Annotated in this window: 20 protein-coding genes; 6 read left to right on the top strand and 14 right to left on the bottom strand. The window is 33.8% G+C overall.

Annotated elements, in window-relative coordinates; all coding sequences use genetic code 11:
* Window positions 1-44: 44 nt before the first annotated feature.
* The 10 genes from DNU06_RS09490 to DNU06_RS09445 form a co-directional block, all read right to left on the bottom strand.
* Complete coding sequence (locus tag DNU06_RS09490) at window positions 45-416, bottom strand: hypothetical protein (RefSeq protein WP_111063043.1); 372 nt, start codon at window positions 414-416, stop codon at window positions 45-47.
* 172 nt (window positions 417-588) lie between these two features.
* On the bottom strand, window positions 589-1338 hold the full coding sequence (locus DNU06_RS09485) for a hypothetical protein (RefSeq protein WP_146239201.1): 750 nt from the start codon (window positions 1336-1338) through the stop codon (window positions 589-591).
* On the bottom strand, window positions 1335-3380 hold the full coding sequence (locus tag DNU06_RS09480) for a M48 family metallopeptidase (RefSeq protein WP_111063039.1): 2046 nt from the start codon (window positions 3378-3380) through the stop codon (window positions 1335-1337). The genes DNU06_RS09485 and DNU06_RS09480 overlap by 4 nt, the downstream gene beginning before the upstream one ends.
* Window positions 3381-3396: 16 nt before the next feature.
* Complete coding sequence (locus DNU06_RS09475) at window positions 3397-3903, bottom strand: hypothetical protein (RefSeq protein ID WP_111063037.1); 507 nt, start codon at window positions 3901-3903, stop codon at window positions 3397-3399.
* Between the two features lies 1 nt (window position 3904).
* Entirely contained in the window at window positions 3905-4456 is a 552-nt protein-coding gene (locus DNU06_RS09470; RefSeq protein ID WP_111063035.1) for a hypothetical protein, read from the bottom strand.
* 283 nt (window positions 4457-4739) lie between these two features.
* Window positions 4740-5393, bottom strand: a complete 654-nt coding sequence (locus DNU06_RS09465; protein ID WP_111063033.1) for a response regulator transcription factor — start codon at window positions 5391-5393, stop codon at window positions 4740-4742.
* On the bottom strand, window positions 5383-6153 hold the full coding sequence (locus tag DNU06_RS09460) for a sensor histidine kinase (protein ID WP_111063031.1): 771 nt from the start codon (window positions 6151-6153) through the stop codon (window positions 5383-5385). Before DNU06_RS09460 ends, DNU06_RS09465 begins: the two co-directional genes overlap by 11 nt.
* On the bottom strand, window positions 6140-6796 hold the full coding sequence (locus DNU06_RS09455) for a hypothetical protein (protein WP_111063029.1): 657 nt from the start codon (window positions 6794-6796) through the stop codon (window positions 6140-6142). Before DNU06_RS09455 ends, DNU06_RS09460 begins: the two co-directional genes overlap by 14 nt.
* Window positions 6797-6822: 26 nt before the next feature.
* Window positions 6823-7677, bottom strand: a complete 855-nt coding sequence (locus DNU06_RS09450) for a hypothetical protein (protein WP_146239200.1) — start codon at window positions 7675-7677, stop codon at window positions 6823-6825.
* A 476-nt stretch (window positions 7678-8153) separates the two neighbouring features.
* Complete coding sequence (locus DNU06_RS09445; protein ID WP_111063025.1) at window positions 8154-9212, bottom strand: TonB family protein; 1059 nt, start codon at window positions 9210-9212, stop codon at window positions 8154-8156.
* A gap of 102 nt (window positions 9213-9314) precedes the next feature.
* Between DNU06_RS09445 and DNU06_RS09440 the strand changes: the two genes are divergently transcribed.
* The 3 genes from DNU06_RS09440 to DNU06_RS09430 all read left to right on the top strand — a co-directional run bounded on the left by DNU06_RS09440 (window position 9315) and on the right by DNU06_RS09430 (window position 11746).
* Window positions 9315-9710 carry a hypothetical protein gene (locus tag DNU06_RS09440; protein WP_111063023.1) on the top strand — a complete coding sequence of 132 codons (396 nt, stop codon included), beginning with the start codon at window positions 9315-9317 and terminating at the stop codon, window positions 9708-9710.
* 18 nt (window positions 9711-9728) lie between these two features.
* Window positions 9729-10316, top strand: coding sequence for a penicillin-binding protein activator LpoB (locus DNU06_RS09435; protein WP_111063021.1), 588 nt, complete (start codon window positions 9729-9731; stop codon window positions 10314-10316).
* Window positions 10317-10384: 68 nt separating this feature from the next.
* Window positions 10385-11746 (top strand): COG3014 family protein, encoded by a 1362-nt coding sequence (locus DNU06_RS09430; RefSeq protein ID WP_111063019.1) that lies wholly within the window; start codon window positions 10385-10387, stop codon window positions 11744-11746.
* 17 nt (window positions 11747-11763) lie between these two features.
* Here the strand turns inward: DNU06_RS09430 and DNU06_RS09425 are convergent, their stop codons facing one another.
* Window positions 11764-12108, bottom strand: a complete 345-nt coding sequence (locus tag DNU06_RS09425; protein WP_146239199.1) for a hypothetical protein — start codon at window positions 12106-12108, stop codon at window positions 11764-11766.
* Window positions 12109-12230: 122 nt separating this feature from the next.
* Between DNU06_RS09425 and DNU06_RS09420 the strand changes: the two genes are divergently transcribed.
* Complete coding sequence (locus DNU06_RS09420; RefSeq protein ID WP_111063015.1) at window positions 12231-12692, top strand: GNAT family N-acetyltransferase; 462 nt, start codon at window positions 12231-12233, stop codon at window positions 12690-12692.
* Here the strand turns inward: DNU06_RS09420 and DNU06_RS09415 are convergent.
* The 3 genes from DNU06_RS09415 to DNU06_RS09405 form a co-directional block, all read right to left on the bottom strand.
* Complete coding sequence (locus tag DNU06_RS09415) at window positions 12689-13657, bottom strand: polyprenyl synthetase family protein (RefSeq protein ID WP_111063013.1); 969 nt, start codon at window positions 13655-13657, stop codon at window positions 12689-12691. The genes DNU06_RS09420 and DNU06_RS09415 overlap by 4 nt on opposite strands.
* Window positions 13650-16307 (bottom strand): efflux RND transporter permease subunit, encoded by a 2658-nt coding sequence (locus DNU06_RS18035; RefSeq protein WP_111063011.1) that lies wholly within the window; start codon window positions 16305-16307, stop codon window positions 13650-13652. Before DNU06_RS18035 ends, DNU06_RS09415 begins: the two co-directional genes overlap by 8 nt.
* Window positions 16308-16400: 93 nt before the next feature.
* Window positions 16401-17249 carry a M23 family metallopeptidase gene (locus DNU06_RS09405; protein ID WP_111063010.1) on the bottom strand — a complete coding sequence of 283 codons (849 nt, stop codon included), beginning with the start codon at window positions 17247-17249 and terminating at the stop codon, window positions 16401-16403.
* 173 nt (window positions 17250-17422) lie between these two features.
* Here DNU06_RS09405 and DNU06_RS09400 point away from each other — a divergent pair, with 173 nt between their 5' ends.
* Both DNU06_RS09400 and DNU06_RS09395 read left to right on the top strand, forming a co-directional pair.
* The gene (locus DNU06_RS09400) at window positions 17423-19822 is read left to right on the top strand and encodes a choice-of-anchor L domain-containing protein (protein ID WP_158526865.1); all 2400 of its coding nucleotides are present in this window, start codon (window positions 17423-17425) and stop codon (window positions 19820-19822) included.
* Between the two features lie 29 nt (window positions 19823-19851).
* Window positions 19852-22371, top strand: a complete 2520-nt coding sequence (locus tag DNU06_RS09395; RefSeq protein WP_158526864.1) for a serine hydrolase domain-containing protein — start codon at window positions 19852-19854, stop codon at window positions 22369-22371.
* Window positions 22372-22391: the final 20 nt, after the last annotated feature.

Here is a 22391-nt window from a genome sequence, read left to right as displayed (position 1 = left end):
CAGATTTTAATCTGGGATTTACTTAATGTATATTTGAAAAAGGACTATAATCGAATGGCGTTTTTATTCAATTTTAAATCACCCAACATATCGTCAGTGAATTTATAATGCCCTCGGGTAGTAATTATTTTAAAATTATGGTTTTTAGCCCTTGTGAAGACATCTAAAAACCGCCATTTTGTTTTTAAGTCCTCTGGGTTTTCAGATTTTTGACTGATTTCAAAGTAGTATTTACGCCCATTTTTAAAAGCGACTAAATCTGGGGTGATACTGGATTGGTCCGACTGCTTAGTGTAAGATTTAGGTGTTTCTAATCCTTCCACATCAGCTTTGATGTCTTCAAATCCACCATTTTTTAAATAAGTAACCGACTTTAATAATATTGCTTTGAATTCTTCTTTTTGCTCTGCTATCATATAGCTTATGATACTAATAAATAAGGAGTTTCGCAAGTTTAAAGACAGGAAATATATTTTCACGTAGAAATAAGTAGATAATAATCCAATTTTTTATCCAATTCCAAATTAGTATAATTTCCTTATTAATTTAAAATAGTGGGTGGATAAAAGTTTGATTTTACGGGAAGACCTAAAACAACAAATAACCTATTCCTATTCTGGTAGAGAGAAAGCTATCTGAAAACCCTTTTATTTCAATTTGACGAATTAAGGCATTACCTCCATTCGAAATATACTCGTCATAATTTTTGACTGCTATTGCACCGGGTACATTAACCCCAAAATTGATGGATAGGTCGACTATCAATTTATTGAAAAATATATTTTGTAGCCCGCCCCCAAGTATAAAGTTATGTACAACTAAAGAATGAATTTCTGTTTGCGCATTATTATAAAACCTTCCATCATCATGCACACGCACATTTCCAAATTGATATTCAAGGATAAAATATTGACCCAAAGGGGCAATGGATCCAAACTCTTTGTTGAATATTTTAACAAACATGCCGTAACCATTGTAGCTATAATTAGCCGCTGATTTAAAACTGGTAGGTCGGTAACTGTTAAGGTTTGAATTCAAAGCCAACTGTAAAGGTGTATAACTTGATACCGATAAATTGTTTAGCTGAATAATGTCTTCGGACTTTTGAAATTTAACCCCCATGGATAGGTTTTTTAAAAAGACATATTCTGCTTTTAATCCATACCGTATATTTAAGTCAAATAATTTTTCACCACTAATAATAGCGCCAACTAAAGGCATTCCTTCAATTTCGGTGCCTACAATAAATTTCTTGCCTTGAAATCCCGGGTTTTGAGAGAAGCTTAAGCTATTGAGTAGAAAAAATAGCGTGGTACTTAAAAGTTTTAATTTCATCATTTTTTTCCTTTTTTAATAATGGAAAGGTCGTTATACATAGAGGAGGTAACTACTGCTCTGTTGCCTTTCATTTTAAATGGATGTAAATTAGCATACAGTAATTGTTCTGTTGTTAAGCTGTACATAAAAGTGTAGTTGTAGGTGATGTAATTAGGTTTAAAGGCATACCAGATTCCTATAGGTAAAGTAGGGAATACAATCCCAGTCCATACTAAAGCACCAATTTTTTGGCTCATATTTTTTGAAAACTGAAAAGAGTAAATACCCATTAAAGAAATTTTATCTGTACCATATCGATTGGTTAAATCTAATATGGCTTCCTTTTTTGAACAAAGAACATTGGGTGTACAAGCATTTTTTTCACTTAAAAAAGAGTTGATTAAGGCAATGTCATTAAACATTTCAACTTCTGAGTTTTTAATAAATGAATTAGATAGTACCTTATTTTTGATGTCTAATTTTGCAGTATTGTCTTCAATAATTTCATGATAGTTTTTCAACAGACTTTCTGAAGCTTTGTACTTATAGGATTTTTTTTGTTTTAGGTTAAATTTTCTGTATTCGGGAGATAGGATTAGCATGTTGTCCACTCCTTCAAAGTTCTTTTCGCTTGTGGCTATATCTTTAAGCGCAGACGTGGCAATAATGGCGTTATACAGCTGCTTAAATTCAGTGTCATTTTTTATTAGCGCTTTTATTGCTATACTATTACTATCTGATTCGTAGTAGTCTTTATAGGATAAGGTAAGTCCTTTTAATCTTTCTATCATAGCATTATTTTTAGTAGTTCCTGCAGATTTAATTTGCTGCCATAATGCTACTATTGCTATGGTATTCGTTTTTATAGGGCCTAATTCTTGGAAAAATTGAATGATTTGCTGTATTTCTGCAGCTTGGTAAGCTATTTCTTCTGTATTTTCATAATCTATGTCTTTTTTACTCTTATTTTCGAATACATAAGTTTTTGTTTGGGCAACACCGTATAATGCTTTTAAAATAATTTCAGATAGATATTCACTTTCTGGGTGTTCTTTCTGTAGAGAAAGTGCGGCATATATTGCGTGATTAAACATGCCTTTTTCAAGATATAAATGGCACATTTCAAATTGTGCTGTCGTTAAAACAGCGTTTGGAGTTGCGGGTTTATTTTCTTGTGTTATATGCGGTGTTAATGCTTTTAGCCTCGAATCAATATCTGGGTGAGTGGATAATTGATTGTTATTGCTATAGGTTTTTACTGTTATGGAGTCAAGTGCGACAACTAGAGGGAAAAGAACATTATTTTCATCCAAATTTAATGCGGCAACCGAAAAGTTTGTTTCGCTCTTAAAAGGTAAATTATAAGTCCGTAAGCTTTCCATTACATTCACCACGCGATTTTGGTCGTAATGGGTATGCTTAAATAAGTTAAAGCCAATTTCATCTGCATCTGTTTCATGCGCTTGTGAATAGTTCGCTTTGGCAAAGATTTTAGACTCCCAGTTTTCATGCTTAAATTCCCCTTTGTTTTTATCCAATTCTTCGTTATAAGAATATTGCTTAATGTTATGTTTGTGGATAAAATGTGCTAATTCGTGACACATAACAAATGCAATTTCATCTTCTGTTTCTAGTTTAGCCAATAATCCAATATTAAAAAATATAATACCTCCATGCGTAGTAAAAGCATTAACAATGGTCGATCGACTCGTGTAAAATCTTACGTTTAATTGTTCTAGTGAAGGATTAACGGTTTTTATTTTTCCGTAAATTTCATTCAAATAGTTCGACAATGGGTCGTTAAATAAAATTCTGCCATTCGATAAAATTTCATCTATACCAAAGTTGCTTTCTAAATAAAAATCTTCTTTTACTTTTTTCGATTTCCTGGATTCTTTTTTGCTGATTTGATCGATATCGCTTTGGAGTTTTTCAGTAGATAATCTAGTGAAATCCTTTGGAACGTTTCCTGAAGATTGAATAGGCTGGTATTGGTTATAGTTCTGCCCAAACGAGCATACAAAAAATAATAGATGAAATAGCAATAAAATATATTTAAACATTTTGTGTTAGTTTTTATTAATCATTAGTTGTTAAAATTATTTCAATTTCACCGAAATTATCTTGACTACTTAGGCCTCCTGAACCGAAACGCATTTGAATGGTGTGCTTATTTAAGAGGTTTAGTCGATAATATTTAAGATATTGCCCTGGGTTACTTGTAAAAGGAGAAGCAGTAATGCCTGAAAAATAAAAGTATAAATAGGGAGAGTTATAGTCTTGCTGGTCTTCGATATCAATGGTTAATATATCATCACTAATTGACCAAGTGAAAGGATGTATAGAGTCGTTATAAGAATAAATTCCATATTGTTGGCTGGTGAAAAGGAAATTACCAACTTGTTTGTAATGACTCTGTACGCTTGAGTTTGCTGGGTCACCTATTGCACCATTATAGATGCTCATACTTTGTAAATTCCAGCCATTTTCAGAAAGTAATAATTTTTCGGAAAGTTTGATCTCTGTTTTTTTACAACTTAAAAATAAAGTGGCACTGAGAATAATAAGGGAGTAAAGTATTTTCATATTAAAATTCGGAGACAATTCTGCCTGTTAAATGCATGGTTGTATTATTAAAAGAAGAGGATTCCATTTCTACATCACAAAAACTGAAAACTATAGAGTCATTGTAAAAGTCAACGTATAATGAATCATTTGTGATGGGCTTAAATTCGATATTCGTAAAATTACCAGTAGTTAAGAAGTATTTTGCATTGGATTCGCTGGCGTAATTTGCTTCGGATATATGGAATAGCTTTCGGCCAATAATTGTATTTGGCTTTCCGGGAATAATGATATGTAATTTTGTACTGGTTTGCGCATGACTAGCAGTTACGCTATAAGTGTCAAAGCTTTCATAACCACTGACGTTAGATACGTGGTAGGAATCATAACCCCCAAGATTTACTTCTGTTTCATAGTAATTGGAAATTAAACTACTGTCGCATGGTATGGTAGTTTCCGTTGAAGTTATTTCTTCTCCCGTGTACCATTTTTCGTAATCTGCTGGTTTTTCTGGCAGTTCTTTTACGCAACCGAATAAAAGGGACAGTGAAAATAATAGGACTAGCTGTTTCATTTTTGAGTGGTATTTCTAATGTAAATGAAATGGTGCAATTTTAATCGTTTAATACATTATTCTCTATAAAAGCACCAAAGTCCGCAAATATATCATTTTCAGTATGAAATCCAAAAGTTATTAGGGTTATTGGATATCCGTTTGCACGGTTTTTTCAAGCATTCTCGTTTATGAATGGGTATTTTCTTTATGCCATCTATATTGATTGAATAGGTTTTTTTTAATTGGCAAGATCCAAGCATATTGGTGTTTTAGACAGCTGTATTTCAATATATACTATCGATTATAACTTGTAAATACCAGTTTTAATGGCATAAATAGCCAGGCCAACCCGTGATTTTACCTCTAGTTTTTCAAACACAGAAGCACGGTACCCGTCAATAGTTTTTGGACTTAAACACATGAGGTCTGCTATTTGAGTGTAAGTGTGTTCTGAACAGGCCAGGGCTATAAATTTAATTTCTTGCTCGTTCAATAAATCATTTCTATTGTATCCTGAATCTGGAGATTGAATGGAATGGATTAAATTTTGCGTCATTTGGTCATTATAATAATGGCCTGTTTTTAATAATTGGTCAATGGCTATTTTCAATTCATCCGGGTCAATGTCTTTTCCTATGTAGCCATTAACGCCTAATTTTAACATCCGAATTAAAGATTGCTCGTCATCATTCATTGTTAATATGAGAATCAACATTTCGGGATGTAATTTTTTTAACTTTTCTACCGTTCCAAAACCATCTAGCCTTGGCATGTTGATGTCGATCATGGCTAATTGAGGTAAATCATTTTCCGAAAGAATAGAAAGGAAGTCTAAACCATCTTTTGCTTCTAGTGATACCTGAAAATCATCACTTAAGGAATGAATTAATTTAACCAAACCACCTCTAAATAATTGGTGATCGTCTACTACTGCTATTTTAATTTTAGGATTCAAATTCGTTTTTAAGCTCAATGTTTATAGTGGTTCCTTTTCCTGTTTTTGATTGCATATTGAATTCAGCACCAATTATTTGACAACGTTCCTTTAGGTTAAGGAGCCCAGAACCAATAGATATCTGCTGCGCATCAAAGCCAATGCCGTCATCCGTAATAATAAAGGTAATATTATTTTTATCTTTCTGAATGTAAAACTCAACCTTTGTGGCTTGAGCGTGTTTTAAAATATTGTTAAATATTTCCTGGGTCATGCGGTATAAAAATATTTCTTTGGTGGGATCAAATGTTGTCATATCATTTGATTGCTTAAAGTCAATGTCTAGTCCACCAATACTTTTATAGCGTTCAATGTCTTTTTCTATCATTTTTATTAAGCCGAATCTAGCAATGTTTTCAGATTTTAAACTGACCGATAAAGAACGAATATTATGAATTAAATGCTTGGTTAAATCAACAGACTCATTTATTTTATCGCTTTCGGATTCTGGTAAATCTTTTGCTATTAGACCTAAATTAATTTTAATTAAAGAGGCTACCTGTCCTAAATTGTCGTGTAATTCTCTTGAAATGTTACTCAGTGTTTGCTCTTTAATTTCAATTTCAGTTTGCAACAATGATTTTTTAAAAGTTTCTCTTTCAAACTGAAATGCTTGTTGTTTTTTTTGATAAATGATGATAAAAACAACAATAAATGCAATTAGAATACCAAATATTGAGGTGCCTATAATGAGGGTGAAAAAGACATTATCTGAAACCATTTCTCGTATGATATGTTTTTGAATCTAAAATTATGGCATATAAATAACTGCAGTATAAAAATAAATTAGCACCATAAATAAACCAATGCGCATAACTGGTAATATAACTTGATTTATAAAAGAAATTATATAAAGCGAATATAGTGAATGTTATGCCGTAAAAAACAAAATTCCCTGTGTTCAACCAAAAAACGGGTTGTTTGAAAATAGAAGCTTGTATTGGGTATTGTAGCATGTTGAGGTAGACAATTAACGAAAAGGTGATAGATTGTAAACCATGTAGCATAATGCCATTAGTAGGAAACACATTAATGGTTTGGTTTGTCAATGAATTTAATACCGACAAGATGATAAATAGAATTGTCATACCAACAATAATGATAAAACTGGCTTTTTTTATCACGTGAATTTTTAAATATATAAATAGGTTAAACGTAAGGCCTCCTAAAATTACAAAATGATAAATAGGAATAGAGTTGCCAAATTTTTGGGCTAATATTTTACTTGTAATTTCTAGTGCCCAATTAAATACAATAAGTCCAGTTAATAGTCGGTAAGGAGTGGAAAGCTTTTTGAAATGCAATACACTTAAAATAGCAACTATTGTTAAGATGGATAAATAAGATATTGATCTGAATGACATGCGTTGATAAAATTAATATATTTTAATTATTTTTCTTCTTCTTCTTCTCCTTGTTCTTCTAAAAATAATGAGCCGTAATTTTTACATTCTGCAGGACAGGGTATGCAATAATCCCTAAAATCGCCTGTCATTTGATTTCCATTGCTAATTTGACCGACCGATACACTTAAATAATCCTTATTTTCAAAAGGACCTGATGTAGTAGTGGAATCTGGTCTGATAATGGGAATAAATGCAAAGATATCATTTGCATTACCACTATTTAATTCTAGTGCGTTGATATCATCACTGCTTAGGGTGTAGGCTTTAATTTTTTTGTTTTGTAGTGAATATAAATCACTATTGCTGCCATTGGTTACGAATTCAGATAAATAGGCCAATACTAAGCTTTGCGGCATAGATACATCATATACAGGAGCTTGGTTGATTTGTGTGGTATAAGGTCCCGTATAAGGTATCGTGTTGGAAATGGCTAAATGGTCTTCCTGTATACTGTCATTATTTAAAGGAGCTAAAATTAAATTTAAATATTTTACTCCACCTTGTTGGTAAGGCTGGAGCGACCACATCATAAAAATTTCATTGTTGTCACTATAAGTAAGCAAACTAATTAATGTAGCACGGGTAAAGGTATAACCAGTAATACTGTTGCCATTATATTTAAACTGTAGAGAGTCGCCATTTTTAACATAATCATTGATTAGGATTTTTGCTTGCGGGTAAGTAATTCCCGAACCAGCTTGATAGGAGCGCTCCGCTTCTTTTTCATGAGAATGAACTTCATTTTCATAATGTGGTCGTAAATTTTCAGCTGCTTTTACAAAATTATAAGCAATAAATGCGGCAATTATAAATGCCATCCAATTAAGATTTTTCATCATTCATCATTTTAAAGCGTAAATACATTTGGTTTAAAGATGGTTAACATAAATTAGACGATAATCAAAGGCTTTTCCCGTTTACCTTATTTTTATCTTATTTACTTATCCAATATCTCTACACCTATTTTATTTGTTTAGGGTAAAATATAAACTATCAAAAACACATTTGGCTTGTTTGTGGTTAACCAAACAAGCCAAAGTGGAATTTTTGAGAATAGATTAAACTTTTCATCAGTTTTGTTGAAATGTTATCGTAGAAATGAATAAATACAAACAATTAACTACTAAATAATTAAAACAACAATATTTTATTATTCTCTTCAGCTAATGTATAAATTCTTATGGTTTATGTTGTTTGAAGAATAGATTTACAGGGTTTTTACTTTTGTAAATACAGGGTTTTTCCTGTATTTATTTTTAGCTATATATCCGTATTTATGCTATAGAGTAGATTTGTTCTTTTCTGAAGGATGTGTTTAGTGATCCAATCGAAACCTTATGGCTAGTGTATATTTTGCATGGACTGTTTTGCCTTCGTGTTTTGCAGGAATCCAATTGGGCATTTCCCTTACCACACGTATTGCTTCTTGATTTAATAGCGGTGTAATTCCTTTAATGATATGTACATCTGCTAAACTGCCGTCTTTTAAGACTATAAATTGAACATAAACAGTACCTTCTTTTTTGGTGGAGGGATAATTTAAATTATTCTCAATATATGTTTTATAAGCTGGGGGCCCACCTGTAAAAATGGGCATTTGGTCTGGATTAGAAACGGTTTGCCACTTAACTGTTGGTGCTTTTGCTCCGTAGTAATAAGTGCTAGTGACTGCTTTTACTGCTGTAATTTCAGGTTGTTTTTGTTGGGGTAGATTTAATTTTATCTTTTCAACCCATAACCCATACTGTTTTGCGGAAGGGTGTAGACCGTCTTTAGCTACTAAGTCCGGTTGTACTAATCCATTTTGCGAAATGGGTGTAATGTCTATGAATAAAATGCCTTCGGATAAGCAAATAGATTTGCAAGTAGCATTGTATGCTGCTAAGCGTTTGGAGATGTTTTCTAAATTTGATTTGCCAAATGGGGTATAGCCATAGTCGGGAATACTTACCACAAATACGCCCGCTTTGCCTTTTTCAGAATGGGAAATGGCACGGTTTAAACAAGCTTTAAATTTACTTTCAAATTGGCTTGGGTCCTCTTGCTGGTATTCATTATTTACCCCTATTAATAAAGAAACAATATCGTATTTTTTTCCTTCAATCTCATTGGTTGCTTTTAATAATTCGTCTGTTCTCCATCCTGTTTTAGCAATAATAGTCGGTGCACTGATGGTCCATCCAGTTTGGTTTAACTGTTCTGCTAATTGTATCGGCCAGCGTTCATTTTTGGCTACAGACTCTCCAATAGTATAAGAGTCACCTAGTGCTAAATAGGTCAAGGGGGTTGTAGAATTTGCGTTAAAGAAATTAAAGCTAAGTGCTAAAGTGATGATTATAAGTAATGAAGTTTGTTTTTTGAAGGAGAAACACATCTTACTAAGGTATTAAAAAAATTATGTACTTGAAATACGCCATATGAATTTAAATTATTAATTTGGCATGTAATTTGATTTATCTACAGCAAAACAAAAAAGATGAAAAATTTAGGGTTCCTTTTATTGAGTGTAATGGTTGGTACCTTCGCTCAAGCACAAACACAAGATCCGGATCAAAATCCGAATTACGCACAAGCTGCTGCAAAATATGATACTAATAAAGAAAATTTACTAGTAAACCAAGGTTTAACCATTCAGAATACTTACGAAGCTTTTGATTGGTCAACATATAAGGCAGATAAAAAACAAGCTAGAATTGATAACCGCCATGCAGTGAGACTAGCTAGAGCAAACACGCCTAATTATTATGGTCGACCATATTATAGAAATGGTAGAAATTACTACAATAATTATGGTTACCAAAGTAATTTCTATGCACCGTCCCTTGGTGGTGTTCTACTAGGAGTTGGGTTAGACCATTTATTATTCCATTAATCATATAAAACGAAAGAAATGAAAAAAATAGTATATAGTATCGCCTTTTTGGGAACGCTTGCATTTGGTTTTCAAAGTTGTGGACACAAAGTGTCACGGGTAGATGTAAATGAACAAATTGATATCAGCGGTAAATGGAATGATGTTGATTCTAGAATGACTGCGGAAGCCATGGTAGAACAAGTACTTGGAGAGGTTTGGTTGTCTAATTTTGTAAAAGAAAAAGGAGAAAAGCCAGTAGTGATTGTTGGTTTTGTGAAAAATAATAGTCACGAGCATATTGAAGCGGAGACGTTTGTAAAGGATATTGAAAAATCTTTTATAAAATCACAAAGGGTACGTTTAGTACAAGGTGGAGATAAACGAGAAGAGTTAAGAGCTGAAAAAGCAGATCAACAAACAAATGCTTCTGTTTCTACCATGAAGAAATGGGGATTAGAAGTAGGCGCTGATTTTATCTTACAAGGTTCTATTAATTCTATAGTGGATGCTTATAAAAGAGACAAGGTGGTCTATTATCAGGTAGATTTAGAATTAACTAATATCCAAACCAATGAAATAGTTTGGATTGGGGATAAGAAGATAAAGAAAACAGTTAGAAACTAAAAAATAATAAATTAAAAATTTGGAAACCGATCCGTTTATTTTCGGGTCGGTTTTTTTAGATTAATATAATGGGTAAAGTAGCTAAATATCATTTTATTATACTGACATTGCTTAGTTTTAGCATCCTTGGTTGTGGTACTTATTATACCAAATCCAAAGATACAGAAAAAGCGCTATTGGCAAATGATTATGAAAAAGCTAGAGAAGAAATTGAGTCCAGTAATTTTTTAGGTAAAAAAAGGAACGCTTTACTCTATTATTTGGAATTGGGTAGGGTCAACCATTTAGATGGAAAATACAAAGAAAGCACAGAGAATTTTAAGTATGTGGATTTTTTAATGGATCAATATAATAGTGTAGCCGACTTTGCTGTAGGTATGGCTTTAAACCCTGCCATGCAGCCTTACCGTACAGAGCCACATGAGCAAATTATTGCGCATTATTATAATGCACTCAATTACCTTTATTTAAATAATACGGAAGAGGCTGTGGTGGAGGCACGCAAAATTAACCTGCGTGAGCAAGCTATGTTTGTTGCAGCAAAGGAAAAAGAAAACAAGTACAGTCAAGACCCATTTGGATTGATGATGATGGGAATGATTTATGAATCGGATTACGATTTTAACAACGCTTTAATTGCTTACAGAAATGCGTATGAAACCTACCAGAATTCAGAAATTTCTAGTCTGGGAGTAATGCCTAATACACTTCCAGGAGATATTATTAGAACTGCAAAATTGGCAGGAATTAACCATGGCTTAAAGTTGCGCGTAGAAATGGATGAAAATGCGACTAAAGGTGAAGGTGGTGAACTGATCTTGTTTTGGGAAAATGGACTTGCACCTGTGAAAATGGAAAAGAACTTCTTTTTTACTTTGGTTAAGGACAATAAAACTGGGACTTATTTATTTACGGATGCGCAAAACATTATTCAAATTCCAATTGATTATAATTTTGACGAAAACTCTAATAATTTTAGTGCTTCAGATATAGGTATTATCCGATTGGCTTATGCCTATTATGTGGATAGAATGCCAACTGCTAAACAAGCTTTCTTAAAGGTGAATAATCAAAGTTTTGGGTTTCAATTGGCTGAGCCGATTAGTCAAATTGCTTTTCAAATTGAAAGGGATAATTACTTTAAAGAATTAGGGAAGAGGTTGTTGCGTTTGGCTATCAAGAAGCTAGCAGAAATTAAAATTTCAAAAGAAAATGAATACTTAGGTTTGGCAGTCGGTATAGCAAATGCATCAACTGAAAAAGCGGATACCAGAAATTGGCAATCTATCCCCAATGAAATTCAATTCGCTAGAATACCTTTAAATAAAGGAGAGAATAAAGTAGCTTTTAAAACCAATGATGGTCGAATTCTTGAATTTACGGTCCAAGGTAATGGTGGTATGATTTTTAAGAATGTGGTTACGCCTTAGGGATGCCTAAACGGGTATTATTGTTTCTTACAGGCATATTTTTGACTACTTCCTCCTCCATTTCCACCACTGCTGGTTTTGATAAATAAACTATCATTTTCAAATCGAATGGTGATGCCACAGGCTGTACAACCACTGAAATTTTCTAAAGTTTGACCTGCTTCAATTTCTGTTACGTTGAAGGTGGGGTAGTTGAATATTTGCAGCATTTTTTTTACCCGTTTTACTTTAATATCTCTGCTGTAAATACTATCTTTTTCGTAATAATCCATTGGGCCACCAGATTCCCAATAATGTGCTTGTACCTTGCAGCTATATTGGCCACTGAATTTTTTAGCCTTTATTTTTTGACAACTGTTCAATATGATAAGTGAAAAGGTTATTGTGAGTTTAAAGACTTGTTTATAATAGTAAAGGTGCATAGGATACCAAACGCAGTCAAATAAAAATGAGTTGGGAATTAAAAAATAATTATTTTTAGGGTATGAAAGAATCAAATGCCATTATTCGCACTGCAACACCAAATGATATGCAAAGTGTACATGCACTTATTACCGAATTAGCGGTATACGAAAACGCAGCAGATCAAATGACCAATTCGGTAGCCCAATTAATTGAAGATGGCTTTGGTGTCAAAAAACTATTTGATTGTATTGTCGCTGAATTGGGTGGTGAAGTAGTAGGGTTCGCTTTATTTTACACTAGCTATTCTACTTGGAAAGGCGCTTGTTTGTATTTGGAGGACTTTTTAGTGACTGAAAAGTGGAGAGGCAAAGGTATAGGTAAATTATTGTTTGATGAGGTTTACCAAATAGCTAAAAAAAGAAAAGTAGGTCGTTTTGAATGGCAGGTTTTAGACTGGAATGAGCCAGCGATTAATTTTTATAAAAAATACCATGCGAATTTAGATCCAGAATGGCTGAACGGAAAAATAATATTTGATTAATGCTCACGTTGCATTAAAAATTCACTCAAGGCAAATAGTGGTGCTTTTTGATTTTTAGGAACTTTAATTTCACTCAAATTTTGAAGTGCAATTTCATAATACTCGTTCATCTTTTCTGTCGTCTTTGCAGGGATGTCTAGTTGGGCATAAATGGCTTTAACTGCTGTAATTTTTTCGCTGCCCTTTAAATTTGTTAAACTGTTTTGTAATACTGTTTTTGTGGAAGCATCCGCGTCTTCAAAAGCTTTTAATAAGAGAAAAGTTTTTTTATTTGCCAGAATGTCACCGCCAACTTGCTTACCAAATTTATTCTGGTCTGCATAAACGTCTAATAAATCATCTTGTAGCTGAAATGCAATACCCAGGTTAAGACCAAATTCATACAAGGCTTTTCTATTCGTTGTATTGGTTCCAGCTATGATGGCGCCCATTTCTAGACTACAGCCTAATAAAACAGCCGTTTTATAACTGATCATTTTTATGTATTGGTCAATGGTAACCGCTGTTGCGGATTCATAATCCATATCCCATTGTTGTCCCTCGCAAACTTGCTTTGCCGTCGTATTAAATAACTGCAATAAAGATTTTAATACCTGTCCATCATATGTCGCCAAATGTTCATAAGCTTTTACCATCAATACATCTCCTGAAAGAATGGCAATGTTTTGATCCCATTTAGAATGTACCGTTGCTTTACCTCTTCTTAAAGGTGCGTCATCCATAATGTCGTCGTGAATCAAAGAGAAATTGTGGAATAATTCGACCGCCAATGCTGCATGCTTTGCCGCATTTAAATCTTTGTCAAACAATTCACAGCCCATTAAAGCTAGTATTGGACGCATTCTTTTTCCACCTAGGGCTAAAAAGTAAGTGAGTGGAGCGTATAAATTTTGCGGCGCTTTAGGAAAGTTAATTTGAGCAATTTCACTGCCGATTATATTTTGATAGCGGCTTAAATCAATCATCTTTATCTGTTTGATGTTTGATATCTTCTTCTTCGTACTTCTTTAAGCCTTCTTCAATTTCAATTCGTTCTAACTCTATATCTCCCTCTTCATCAAATAATTCAAATAAAGGTTCTCGCAAGGCTTTATTAGTCATCTTTTTTTGCATAAACAATAGTAATGAAGGTAGAATAAGTAGGTTTGCCAACATAGCGACCAGTAAGGTTAAAGAGACTAAGATACCCAATGCTTTGGTTCCTCCGAATTGTGAAAATATAAACACGCCAAATCCGAAGAATAATACAATGGATGTATAAATCATACTGATGCCAGTTTCTCTAAGAGCGACTAAAATACATCTTCTTAAATCATGCTCGTAATGTTTTAATTCTTGTCGGAATTTGGCTAAAAAGTGAATGGTGTCATCTACAGATATTCCAAATGCAATACTGAATACTAATAGTGTAGAGGGTTTAATTGGAATACCGAAATATCCCATGATACCAGCAGTAGTCAATAATGGGATGAAGTTTGGAATTAAGGAAATAACTACCATTCGCCATGACTGGAATAATATGGACATTAAAATGGCGATTAGTACAATGGCAATAGCTAAAGAAGTAAATAAGTTTTTCACTAAGTATTGTGTCCCATTTGAAGCAATGACTGCTGTTCCTGAAAATACTAAATCCCAATATTCTAAATCAAAAGCAGCTTTTAAATTTGTATTAAATTCCGCTTTGTCATGGTAGCTGTAAATTAAATTTTCATCCATGATCATTTCGTCTTTTAATGCTGCATTATCTTGGGCTGTGATTTCCACTAAATTCAAATAAACTTCTGGATAATCAAAATACAAATCAGCTAAAGCCGCATCCTTTTCTGCCCCCGATAAAGTGAGGATATTTGCGTAAGCATTATCATAAATTTCTTTTTTAGGATTGATGATAGGTATTAATTCCGGACCTAAAGTGTCGATTAACTCCTGGATTTCATAGGACCCTAAATCTTCAACCTGTAAAGTAATATGGGTGTAAATTTTTGAGGAATCAATAAATGGATTATTCCCTGCTCCTTCGGCATTTTCTAGGTAAGGAACAAATCTGTTCATTTTACTAAGGGTTGGAATACTGTAACGCGCTGGATTATTCTCGGAATATGCCATGTTAATGATCTTGACACCATCTGCGACAGACAAAGATTTAGAAAAAACGCCATGTTCTTTTAATACCGTTTGTACTTTTTCTAAAGCTTTTAAACGATAGAGATATGCGTTTTTCTTTTTTGTGTCAATTAGTATTTCAAAAGGAATGGCACCACCAAATTTATCTTGTAGGTATTGAACATCTCTTGTGATGGGATCATGTTGTGGTAAATCGCCAGTAATGTTACCTGTAGCCTTTATTTTAAGGGCTCCAATGATGGCTAAAATAACCACAACTCCGGCAACAGAAAACACCCATTTTCTTTTGTATAAGGTGACGAATTCCAATTTTTCAATCGCAATGTGTAACCATTGTTTTTCTAAATGTTCTAAATGTTTTGGTTTTGGAATAGCAGAATAACTTAATACAATCGGCAAAATGGTAATGGATAATACGAATACCATAATGATATTTAAGGCAGCGATAAAGCCAAATTCAAATAAACGTTCCGAGTTTGTGAAAATAAAGGTTGCAAAACCCATTGCTGTCGTTAAATTGGTTAATAAGGTAGCATTTCCAATTTTTTGAATGACACGCGAAAGTGCTTTTACTTTATTACCATGGTCTTTAATTTCTTGGTGAAATTTATTGATTAAAAAGATGGAGTTAGGAATACTAATTACAATCATCAATGGTGGAATTAACACCATTAATATAGATAATTTAAAATCGAAAAACCCGATACTTCCTAAAGACCATATTACCCCAACAAATACCACTATGTTACAGATTAGAACAATTTTTAACGACCTAAAAAATACGTAAAGTAATAAGGAGGTGATTAAAATGGTTAAGCCAATAAATAAACCTAATTCCCCTTTTAGTTTTTCTCCTACTGAAACCCGGATATGTGGCATGCCCGATATGTGAATTTCACCCAATAACGGTTCAAATTCTTTTGCCTTTTTTTCAATGTCTAAAAGCACAACTGCTTTCTTCATGTCGTTCATGATGTTTTCATTGATAAAAACCATCATTAATGATGCGTTAGTTTCGTTATTGTAAATGAAACCGTCGTAAAAAGGATTTAATTTGATTATTTTTTCTAAGCTATCTAATTGGGTTTGACTTTGCGGTTTATACTTGATGATTTTATCAAATTCAAATTTTTTGTCCGTTGTATTTTTATGAATTTGGTATAGATGTGCTTCTGAAAAAACAGAATCTACGGCTTCAAAACTTTTGACTACTTCTCCTAATTCATACCAAGCATTAAATTTTTCTAAATCATATAAGTCTTTATTGTCTATTGCGAAAATTAGTAAAGATTCATTTTGACCGAAAAGTGATTTTAATTTAATATAATTTTTTTTTGCGGGAGAATCTTTTGGTAACATAGTGCCATACTTGTTATCCATTTTTACGTTATTAACCATGTAATAACCAAACACTACCGTGATGCCTAGTAAGATACTTAGAATAAGAATTCTATTTCTTAATATAATTTGAGAGACTTTAATCCACATTACGTATTGATATCTTTTTAAAGTTTGAGCGTTCAAAAATAATCAAACCAAAGGAGAATCGTTTGGTTTTTGCGATAAATACTTTAATTTGAATTAAAATGAAATAAATTCTTGGGGGTTGAGTGCAATGCCGTTTTGCCATAACTCAAAGTGTAAATGTGGGCCATCCGTTAACTCACCAGAGTTTCCAACAATCGCTATAGGGTCTCCAGCTTCCACATAATCCCCTTCATTTTTTAAAACTGCGGCGCAGTGTTTATAGCTAGAAACTAAGTTGTTTTGGTGTTGAAGAATGAGCACATAACCTGTTTTACTAGTCCAGCCTGAAAATAATACTAGACCTTCTAAAACTGCTTTGATAGGTTCATCCGCTGCGGTAACAATGTCTACACCGTAATGTTTGGTTTGTGCATTCATTGACTTAGAAATTTTGCCATGTACTGGAGCAATAAAAAAATCAGTTTGAATTTCTATTTTTTCAACCGTAGTGGAAATGCTTTCATTTTCTATTTTGTCTCGCAATAAGGAGTCGGCAGCGCTGTTTTCAAAATCAATCGAAACAATGCCTTCCAAGGTATCTATTTGTTTAAAAATATTCGAATCCACCAAATTTTCCCCAGTAAATACATTTTTTAAATTGTCGGTGTATTTTATATTCGTCCTCAATTTTTTTTCTACCGCTGCCAATGCTTTGGTATTCTCTTCTAGCTTTTCATTCAATTCATAAATGGATACATCATTAAAAATGAATTTTTTTAATGGCGTATATAGGATAAGGAAATATACCGATATGCCGACTATTAACGTGTACAACATAACCAGGGATAAGATGTTGAAAAATGATAACTTGGCGCTCCATTTTACATTAAACGTATCGGCATGCGTATAAGACAGTTTGTACTTCTCTCTCCAACTAGCGAGTATATCCTTAATTTTTTTCATTCTTGAAACGCAAATTTAAGGAATATTAATTGTCTAAAGGGCTTATTGCCATCAAAATTATTGCACCGAATAATCAGTAATTCCCACCATTCAAGTTTATTTAACATTTGCCAGACAACTACCATTAAATAAATACGTATTTTTAAGGTGTGCACATGTGCACACATCATAATATGTTAAATAAATTAATCCATACTTTCATCCTTGGTGTTGCATTTTTTGCAATGCCAAGTGTATGGAGTCAACTGACTACAACTACGGGGTTAACACCAGTTCAGTTGGTGCAAAATGTGTTGGTGGGTAATGGTGTAACAGTAACTAATGTAAGTTATACTGGAGACCTTAAAGCAATCGGTTCTTTTAATGGAACGGGTTCTAATTTAGGATTAGCTTCAGGTATCGTAATGACTACTGGAACAGTACTCCCTAATACTGGTCTTCTGGGTGGACAACAAGGTCCACATGGTCCAAATACAAATGGTAGTGCGGGGGTAGATAATAATACGGCTGGTAATACCCAACTGACCAATATTGCTGGACAAACTACTTTTAACGCCTCAATTTTAGAGTTTGATTTTGTACCGAATTCGGATTCCATTAAATTTAAATATGTTTTTGGCTCAGAAGAATATCCTGAGTTTGTAAATGCTGGTTTTAATGATGTATTCGCTTTTTTTATATCTGGTCCCGGTTTTGGTGGAAATTATAATATGGCAACTATTCCTGGGACTGCTGGAACTCCTGTGACCATTGATAATGTAAATGCTAATTCAAATTCTTCCTATTTTGTCGATAATGGAGATGGTACTAGTGCACCTCAAAACAATTCTAGTTATTACATACAATATGATGGTTTTACTGTGGTGATTGAAGCGAAAGCGAAAGTACAATGCGGGGAAACATACCACTTAAAAATGGCCATTGCTGATGTCGGTGATGGTGCGTATGATTCTGGGATATTTTTAGAAGCAAATTCCTTAAAAAGTATACTCCCAGTAGAGATTAGTTCTACTTTATCTAAAAATATTTTTAACAATAACACCAGTATGGCAGAGAGTTGTGAATCAGCAACCATTAGCATCACACGAGACGCCAGTCAAGCTAGCCAAACTTTATCTATCCCGCTAAGTACTGGTGGTACCGCAATAGAAGGGGTAGATTATTCCTCGGTACCTACGAGTATAAATTTTAACCCAGGACAAACTGTGGTGACTTTTAATTTAGATGTTTTTCAAGATAACTTGTTAGAAGGTGATGAGACCTTGAAATTGATTCTCGACCAACCGGACCCTTGTGGAAATAGTAATTTAATTACGCTTAACTTATTGATAAAAGAAATTGCCCCAATAACGGTAAGTTTAAATGATGAATCAATTCTTTGTCCTGGTGATGCAATTACGCTTGCACCAACTGTTACAGGTGGGGCGCAACCTTATTTTTTTAATTGGGACAATGGCCAAGTGTCTCAAAGTATCTCGGATAATCCACTTCAGACTACAAATTATATTTTAACATTGACGGATGATTGTAATGCCGATACGGTAACCAAAAGTGTTCAAGTTTTTGTACCTACTTATGCGCCATTGCAAGTCAGCACTTTCGGTGATACTGCCGTATTATGTCCAAGAACCCCCGTAACCTTATTGTCTTTTACAGAAGGTGGAGCCGGTTCTAACAATTATGTCTGGTCTGCCAATAATCAAAATATAGGAATAGAGGAACAAAAACTTGTTGCGCCTTTTGAAACTATTAATTATCAAATAAAAGTAACCGATATTTGTAATAATACAGATAGCGCTATTTTGGAGTTAAAAGTATTGACCACTGTGCTGAAAATTGTACCAGGAGAAGACCAAGTAATTTGTAAAGGAGAAGAAGTTGAAATTGAAGTTGCTGCTTTTGGTGGGTTGGGAGATTTCACCTATTATTGGCCACATTCAGGAGAAACAACCAATAAGGTGATGGTGAATCCGCTGCAATCAAAAAAATATTACGTGCGCGTGGCAGATGGTTGCGGTACTTACGAAATTACAGGGACGATTGAAGTAGGTATTTCTAATCCAAATGCGAGTTTTAATGTCTTAAGTACTGAGCCTATGGAAGGTCTGCCAACTTATTTTAAAAACAATTCTACCGGCGCGGTGAGCTATTTTTGGGATTTAGGAAATGGGGAAACTTCATTCGAGTATGCGCCAAATGCAACTTATAGTCCTTGGGGTAATTATCAAGTTGTACTTGTTGCTGCCTCAGAAGCGGGATGTCTAGACACTTTTGCGAGACAAATTTATATTAAACCTGAATTTTATTTTTACGCCCCCAATGTATTTACTCCCGACAATGATCGCTTTAATAAAGTCTATAAAGTGAGTTTAATTGGGTCTACAGCATTCCATTTTGTACTGTATAATCGCTGGGGAGAAATAGTATTCGAAAGTTTTGATCCTGATTTTTCATGGGATGGTAGGTATGCCGGAGAATTGGTGAAGGACGATACGTATGTTTATCGTTGTTTTATTACTGATTTGGAAGGGAAAAAAACTATTCATGACGGCTTTGTTACTGTGTTGAAATAATAAGTATATTCGTTTTTGCTATGCGAGAAATGGGTAAATTTCATTGTTTTATATTTTGCTTCTGTTTATTTGTTTCTTGTCGTCAGGAAACGGGACCATTAAAAAATAATCTCTCTGTAGATTCCACAACACAAAATTTAGATACTTTATCGGATAAATATATTATCGCACAACAGTTTGTGGTGAAATGTGATACAGTAAGTTTGCGTAATTTGGACAACCTGAAAAAACAATTAATACGGTTGCAGCCCGGGGGCGTCTATTTTGAAAATTGGCCAATTGATGCCATTCAAAACTTGGCAACTTTTATGGATACCACCTTTAAAATAAAACCCTTTTTAATGGGGGATTATTTTAAACTAACCGATCTGTCAGTTTATCCCATTTGGGCAGCTAATAAATCCTTTCAAGACAAACAGTTCTGGACCGGTTTTCAGGAGTCTGGTTTAAATTGGTTGGGAATGGAGGAAGGTCTTTTTAATGATAAAATTACGACTACATATTTTAAAAAACTCTATGCGGATTCCATTGTAAATACGGTGGTTAAAATTAAAATGAAGCCATTAGGGGAGGAGGCGCTAAAGAAAAAGTTAGTCCTGATCCAACATACCCATCATACCTTGCTTTTGGATGCTTATTATTTGGATAGCTTGCCTTATCAACAGATCCGTGATGATTTTGATTTTGAAGGCCTTTTTATTGTAAATAGTGAGCGTAACCCCATACACCATATTAAAACAGGAGCCGATATGGTAGTGATTCAAGATTTGAACGCCTTTATGGTAGGTGATTTAAAGCTGCGGGCACATACTAAATCAACTGTATCAAAAATATTGGCAATTAAAAATAGGTTTAAAAGTAGTGGAAACTTCGGTGGAATGCCCGCAAGAATGAAAGCTAATCGGTACCATATTCAAATTAAATCAACGGTCTTAATTGCAAATGAAAATAGGTTATTACCTATGAAGAAATTGTATTTTGTAGATTATCAACGCTTATTGCAAACAAAAAAACCTATAGGCATTAAAAAAGGAGTTTGCTTGTTACCTTTTACATTACAAGATAGTGTGTTGGATGTACTATGTGTACATCCGTCTGCAAATGCAATGGTATTTGTATTTTCAAACCCAAAACAATGGAACAAACTAAAAGGTGCGCCAAATTTATGCTATACGCCTTGGGGGCATTCTAAACTTTTAAATGCGCAATTGTTGGGCGGATTGCCTATTGACGGTCATTTTTTTAATGGTAAAAAGTTTTATAAAGGAAAAACACTCCCTAAATCTAAATTAGCTTATGTTCCCAGTGAATATGCTTTTGTCGACCCAAAGGAGTTAAAACGAATTTCAGGAATGGTGAATGAAGCTATGAATGGCAGAGCTTTTCCTGGTTGCCAAGTTTTGGCTGTAAGAAATGGTGTGGTGGTTTACCAACGCAATTTTGGCAATTCAACTTATTCAAATGGATTAAAAGTTAGTAATTTACATGTGTACGATTTAGCTTCTCTGACCAAAGTGCTTTCCACAACCTTAGTAGGAATGAAGTTATGGGAGGATGGTTATTATAAAATGGAAGATAAAATTGGAGATTACTTACCAGATAGCTTAAGTGCATATTTACCCAATGGAAGTAGCATAAAAGAGATTACTTTTCAGGAGTTATTTATTCATCAATCGGGACTGCCGGCAGGTTTTCCAGTCTTGCCATATATGAAAAAGGCAGCGGATAAAGAAACAAGGTTTTACAATGGATTTTGTGATTATCCTTATTCAGGTTATGGTACGCAGGTGGCGAATAATTTATACATGGATGAAAGCTACCAGGATTCCATGTGGCTTAAGATGAATACGCTTTGGTTAGACCCTAAAAGAGAGTATAAATATTCGGATGTAAATATGAACTTATTGTATTTTCTATTTAAACGCATTATTGATACACATGCCGCCTTAAAACCAAAGAAATTGTATCGCAATAGAAATACATATGAGGAATATGTGCACCAAACTTTTTATGCGCCATTAGAAATGACTAAAACAGGTTTTAAGCCTTTAAATTATACTGTTTTAAGCAAGATTGTTCCTACAGAGAATGAAAGTTATTGGCGAAAACAATTGTTGCAAGGCTTTGTGCACGATCCAAACGCTGCGCTTTATGGTGGTGTCGCAGGGAATGCAGGACTGTTTTCTAACGTAAAAGATCTTGCCATTCTTTTAGAAATGTGGCAGAATGGTGGGGTGTACAACGGGAAGCGGTATTTAAAGTCGGAAACCATAAGTATGTTTAGTAAGTCGCAAACAGGAACACACCGTGGACTTGGTTTTAATAAAAGGACCTTTGATAATGCTGCTTATGGAATGGCAGATGCTGCTCATTCTTCAACTTATGGTCATACTGGCTTTACGGGGACTTGTTTTTGGGTCGACCCCTCCGAGAAATTAAGCTTTATCTTTTTGTCTAATCGCGTACATCCAAAAATTAGTAATAAAATATATCAGTATAAAGTCCGAAAAAGAATTCATGAAGTTTTTTACGAAGCACTTTTGAATTAATTTTTAGATAAGGTGTACCA

This window comes from Putridiphycobacter roseus, from assembly GCF_003234935.1.
Lineage (GTDB): Bacteria > Bacteroidota > Bacteroidia > Flavobacteriales_D > Crocinitomicaceae > Putridiphycobacter > Putridiphycobacter roseus.
This window is presented reverse-complemented; position numbering and strand designations above follow the sequence as displayed.

Excerpts from the sequence above, each read along its gene's own strand:
- DNU06_RS09490 (WP_111063043.1), bottom strand. The coding sequence starts at position 416 with ATGATAGCAGAGCAAAAAGAAGAATTCAAAGCAATATTATTAAAGTCG.
- DNU06_RS09485 (WP_146239201.1), bottom strand. The coding sequence starts at position 1,338 with ATGATGAAATTAAAACTTTTAAGTACCACGCTATTTTTTCTACTCAAT.
- DNU06_RS09480 (WP_111063039.1), bottom strand. The coding sequence starts at position 3,380 with ATGTTTAAATATATTTTATTGCTATTTCATCTATTATTTTTTGTATGC.
- DNU06_RS09475 (WP_111063037.1), bottom strand. The coding sequence starts at position 3,903 with ATGAAAATACTTTACTCCCTTATTATTCTCAGTGCCACTTTATTTTTA.
- DNU06_RS09470 (WP_111063035.1), bottom strand. The coding sequence starts at position 4,456 with ATGAAACAGCTAGTCCTATTATTTTCACTGTCCCTTTTATTCGGTTGC.
- DNU06_RS09460 (WP_111063031.1), bottom strand. The coding sequence starts at position 6,153 with ATGGTTTCAGATAATGTCTTTTTCACCCTCATTATAGGCACCTCAATA.
- DNU06_RS09455 (WP_111063029.1), bottom strand. The coding sequence starts at position 6,796 with ATGTCATTCAGATCAATATCTTATTTATCCATCTTAACAATAGTTGCT.
- DNU06_RS09450 (WP_146239200.1), bottom strand. The coding sequence starts at position 7,677 with ATGATGAAAAATCTTAATTGGATGGCATTTATAATTGCCGCATTTATT.
- DNU06_RS09445 (WP_111063025.1), bottom strand. The coding sequence starts at position 9,212 with ATGTGTTTCTCCTTCAAAAAACAAACTTCATTACTTATAATCATCACT.
- DNU06_RS09440 (WP_111063023.1), top strand. The coding sequence starts at position 9,315 with ATGAAAAATTTAGGGTTCCTTTTATTGAGTGTAATGGTTGGTACCTTC.
- DNU06_RS09435 (WP_111063021.1), top strand. The coding sequence starts at position 9,729 with ATGAAAAAAATAGTATATAGTATCGCCTTTTTGGGAACGCTTGCATTT.
- DNU06_RS09430 (WP_111063019.1), top strand. The coding sequence starts at position 10,385 with ATGGGTAAAGTAGCTAAATATCATTTTATTATACTGACATTGCTTAGT.
- DNU06_RS09420 (WP_111063015.1), top strand. The coding sequence starts at position 12,231 with ATGAAAGAATCAAATGCCATTATTCGCACTGCAACACCAAATGATATG.
- DNU06_RS09415 (WP_111063013.1), bottom strand. The coding sequence starts at position 13,657 with ATGATTGATTTAAGCCGCTATCAAAATATAATCGGCAGTGAAATTGCT.
- DNU06_RS18035 (WP_111063011.1), bottom strand. The coding sequence starts at position 16,307 with ATGTGGATTAAAGTCTCTCAAATTATATTAAGAAATAGAATTCTTATT.
- DNU06_RS09405 (WP_111063010.1), bottom strand. The coding sequence starts at position 17,249 with ATGAAAAAAATTAAGGATATACTCGCTAGTTGGAGAGAGAAGTACAAA.
- DNU06_RS09400 (WP_158526865.1), top strand. The coding sequence starts at position 17,423 with ATGTTAAATAAATTAATCCATACTTTCATCCTTGGTGTTGCATTTTTT.
- DNU06_RS09395 (WP_158526864.1), top strand. The coding sequence starts at position 19,852 with ATGGGTAAATTTCATTGTTTTATATTTTGCTTCTGTTTATTTGTTTCT.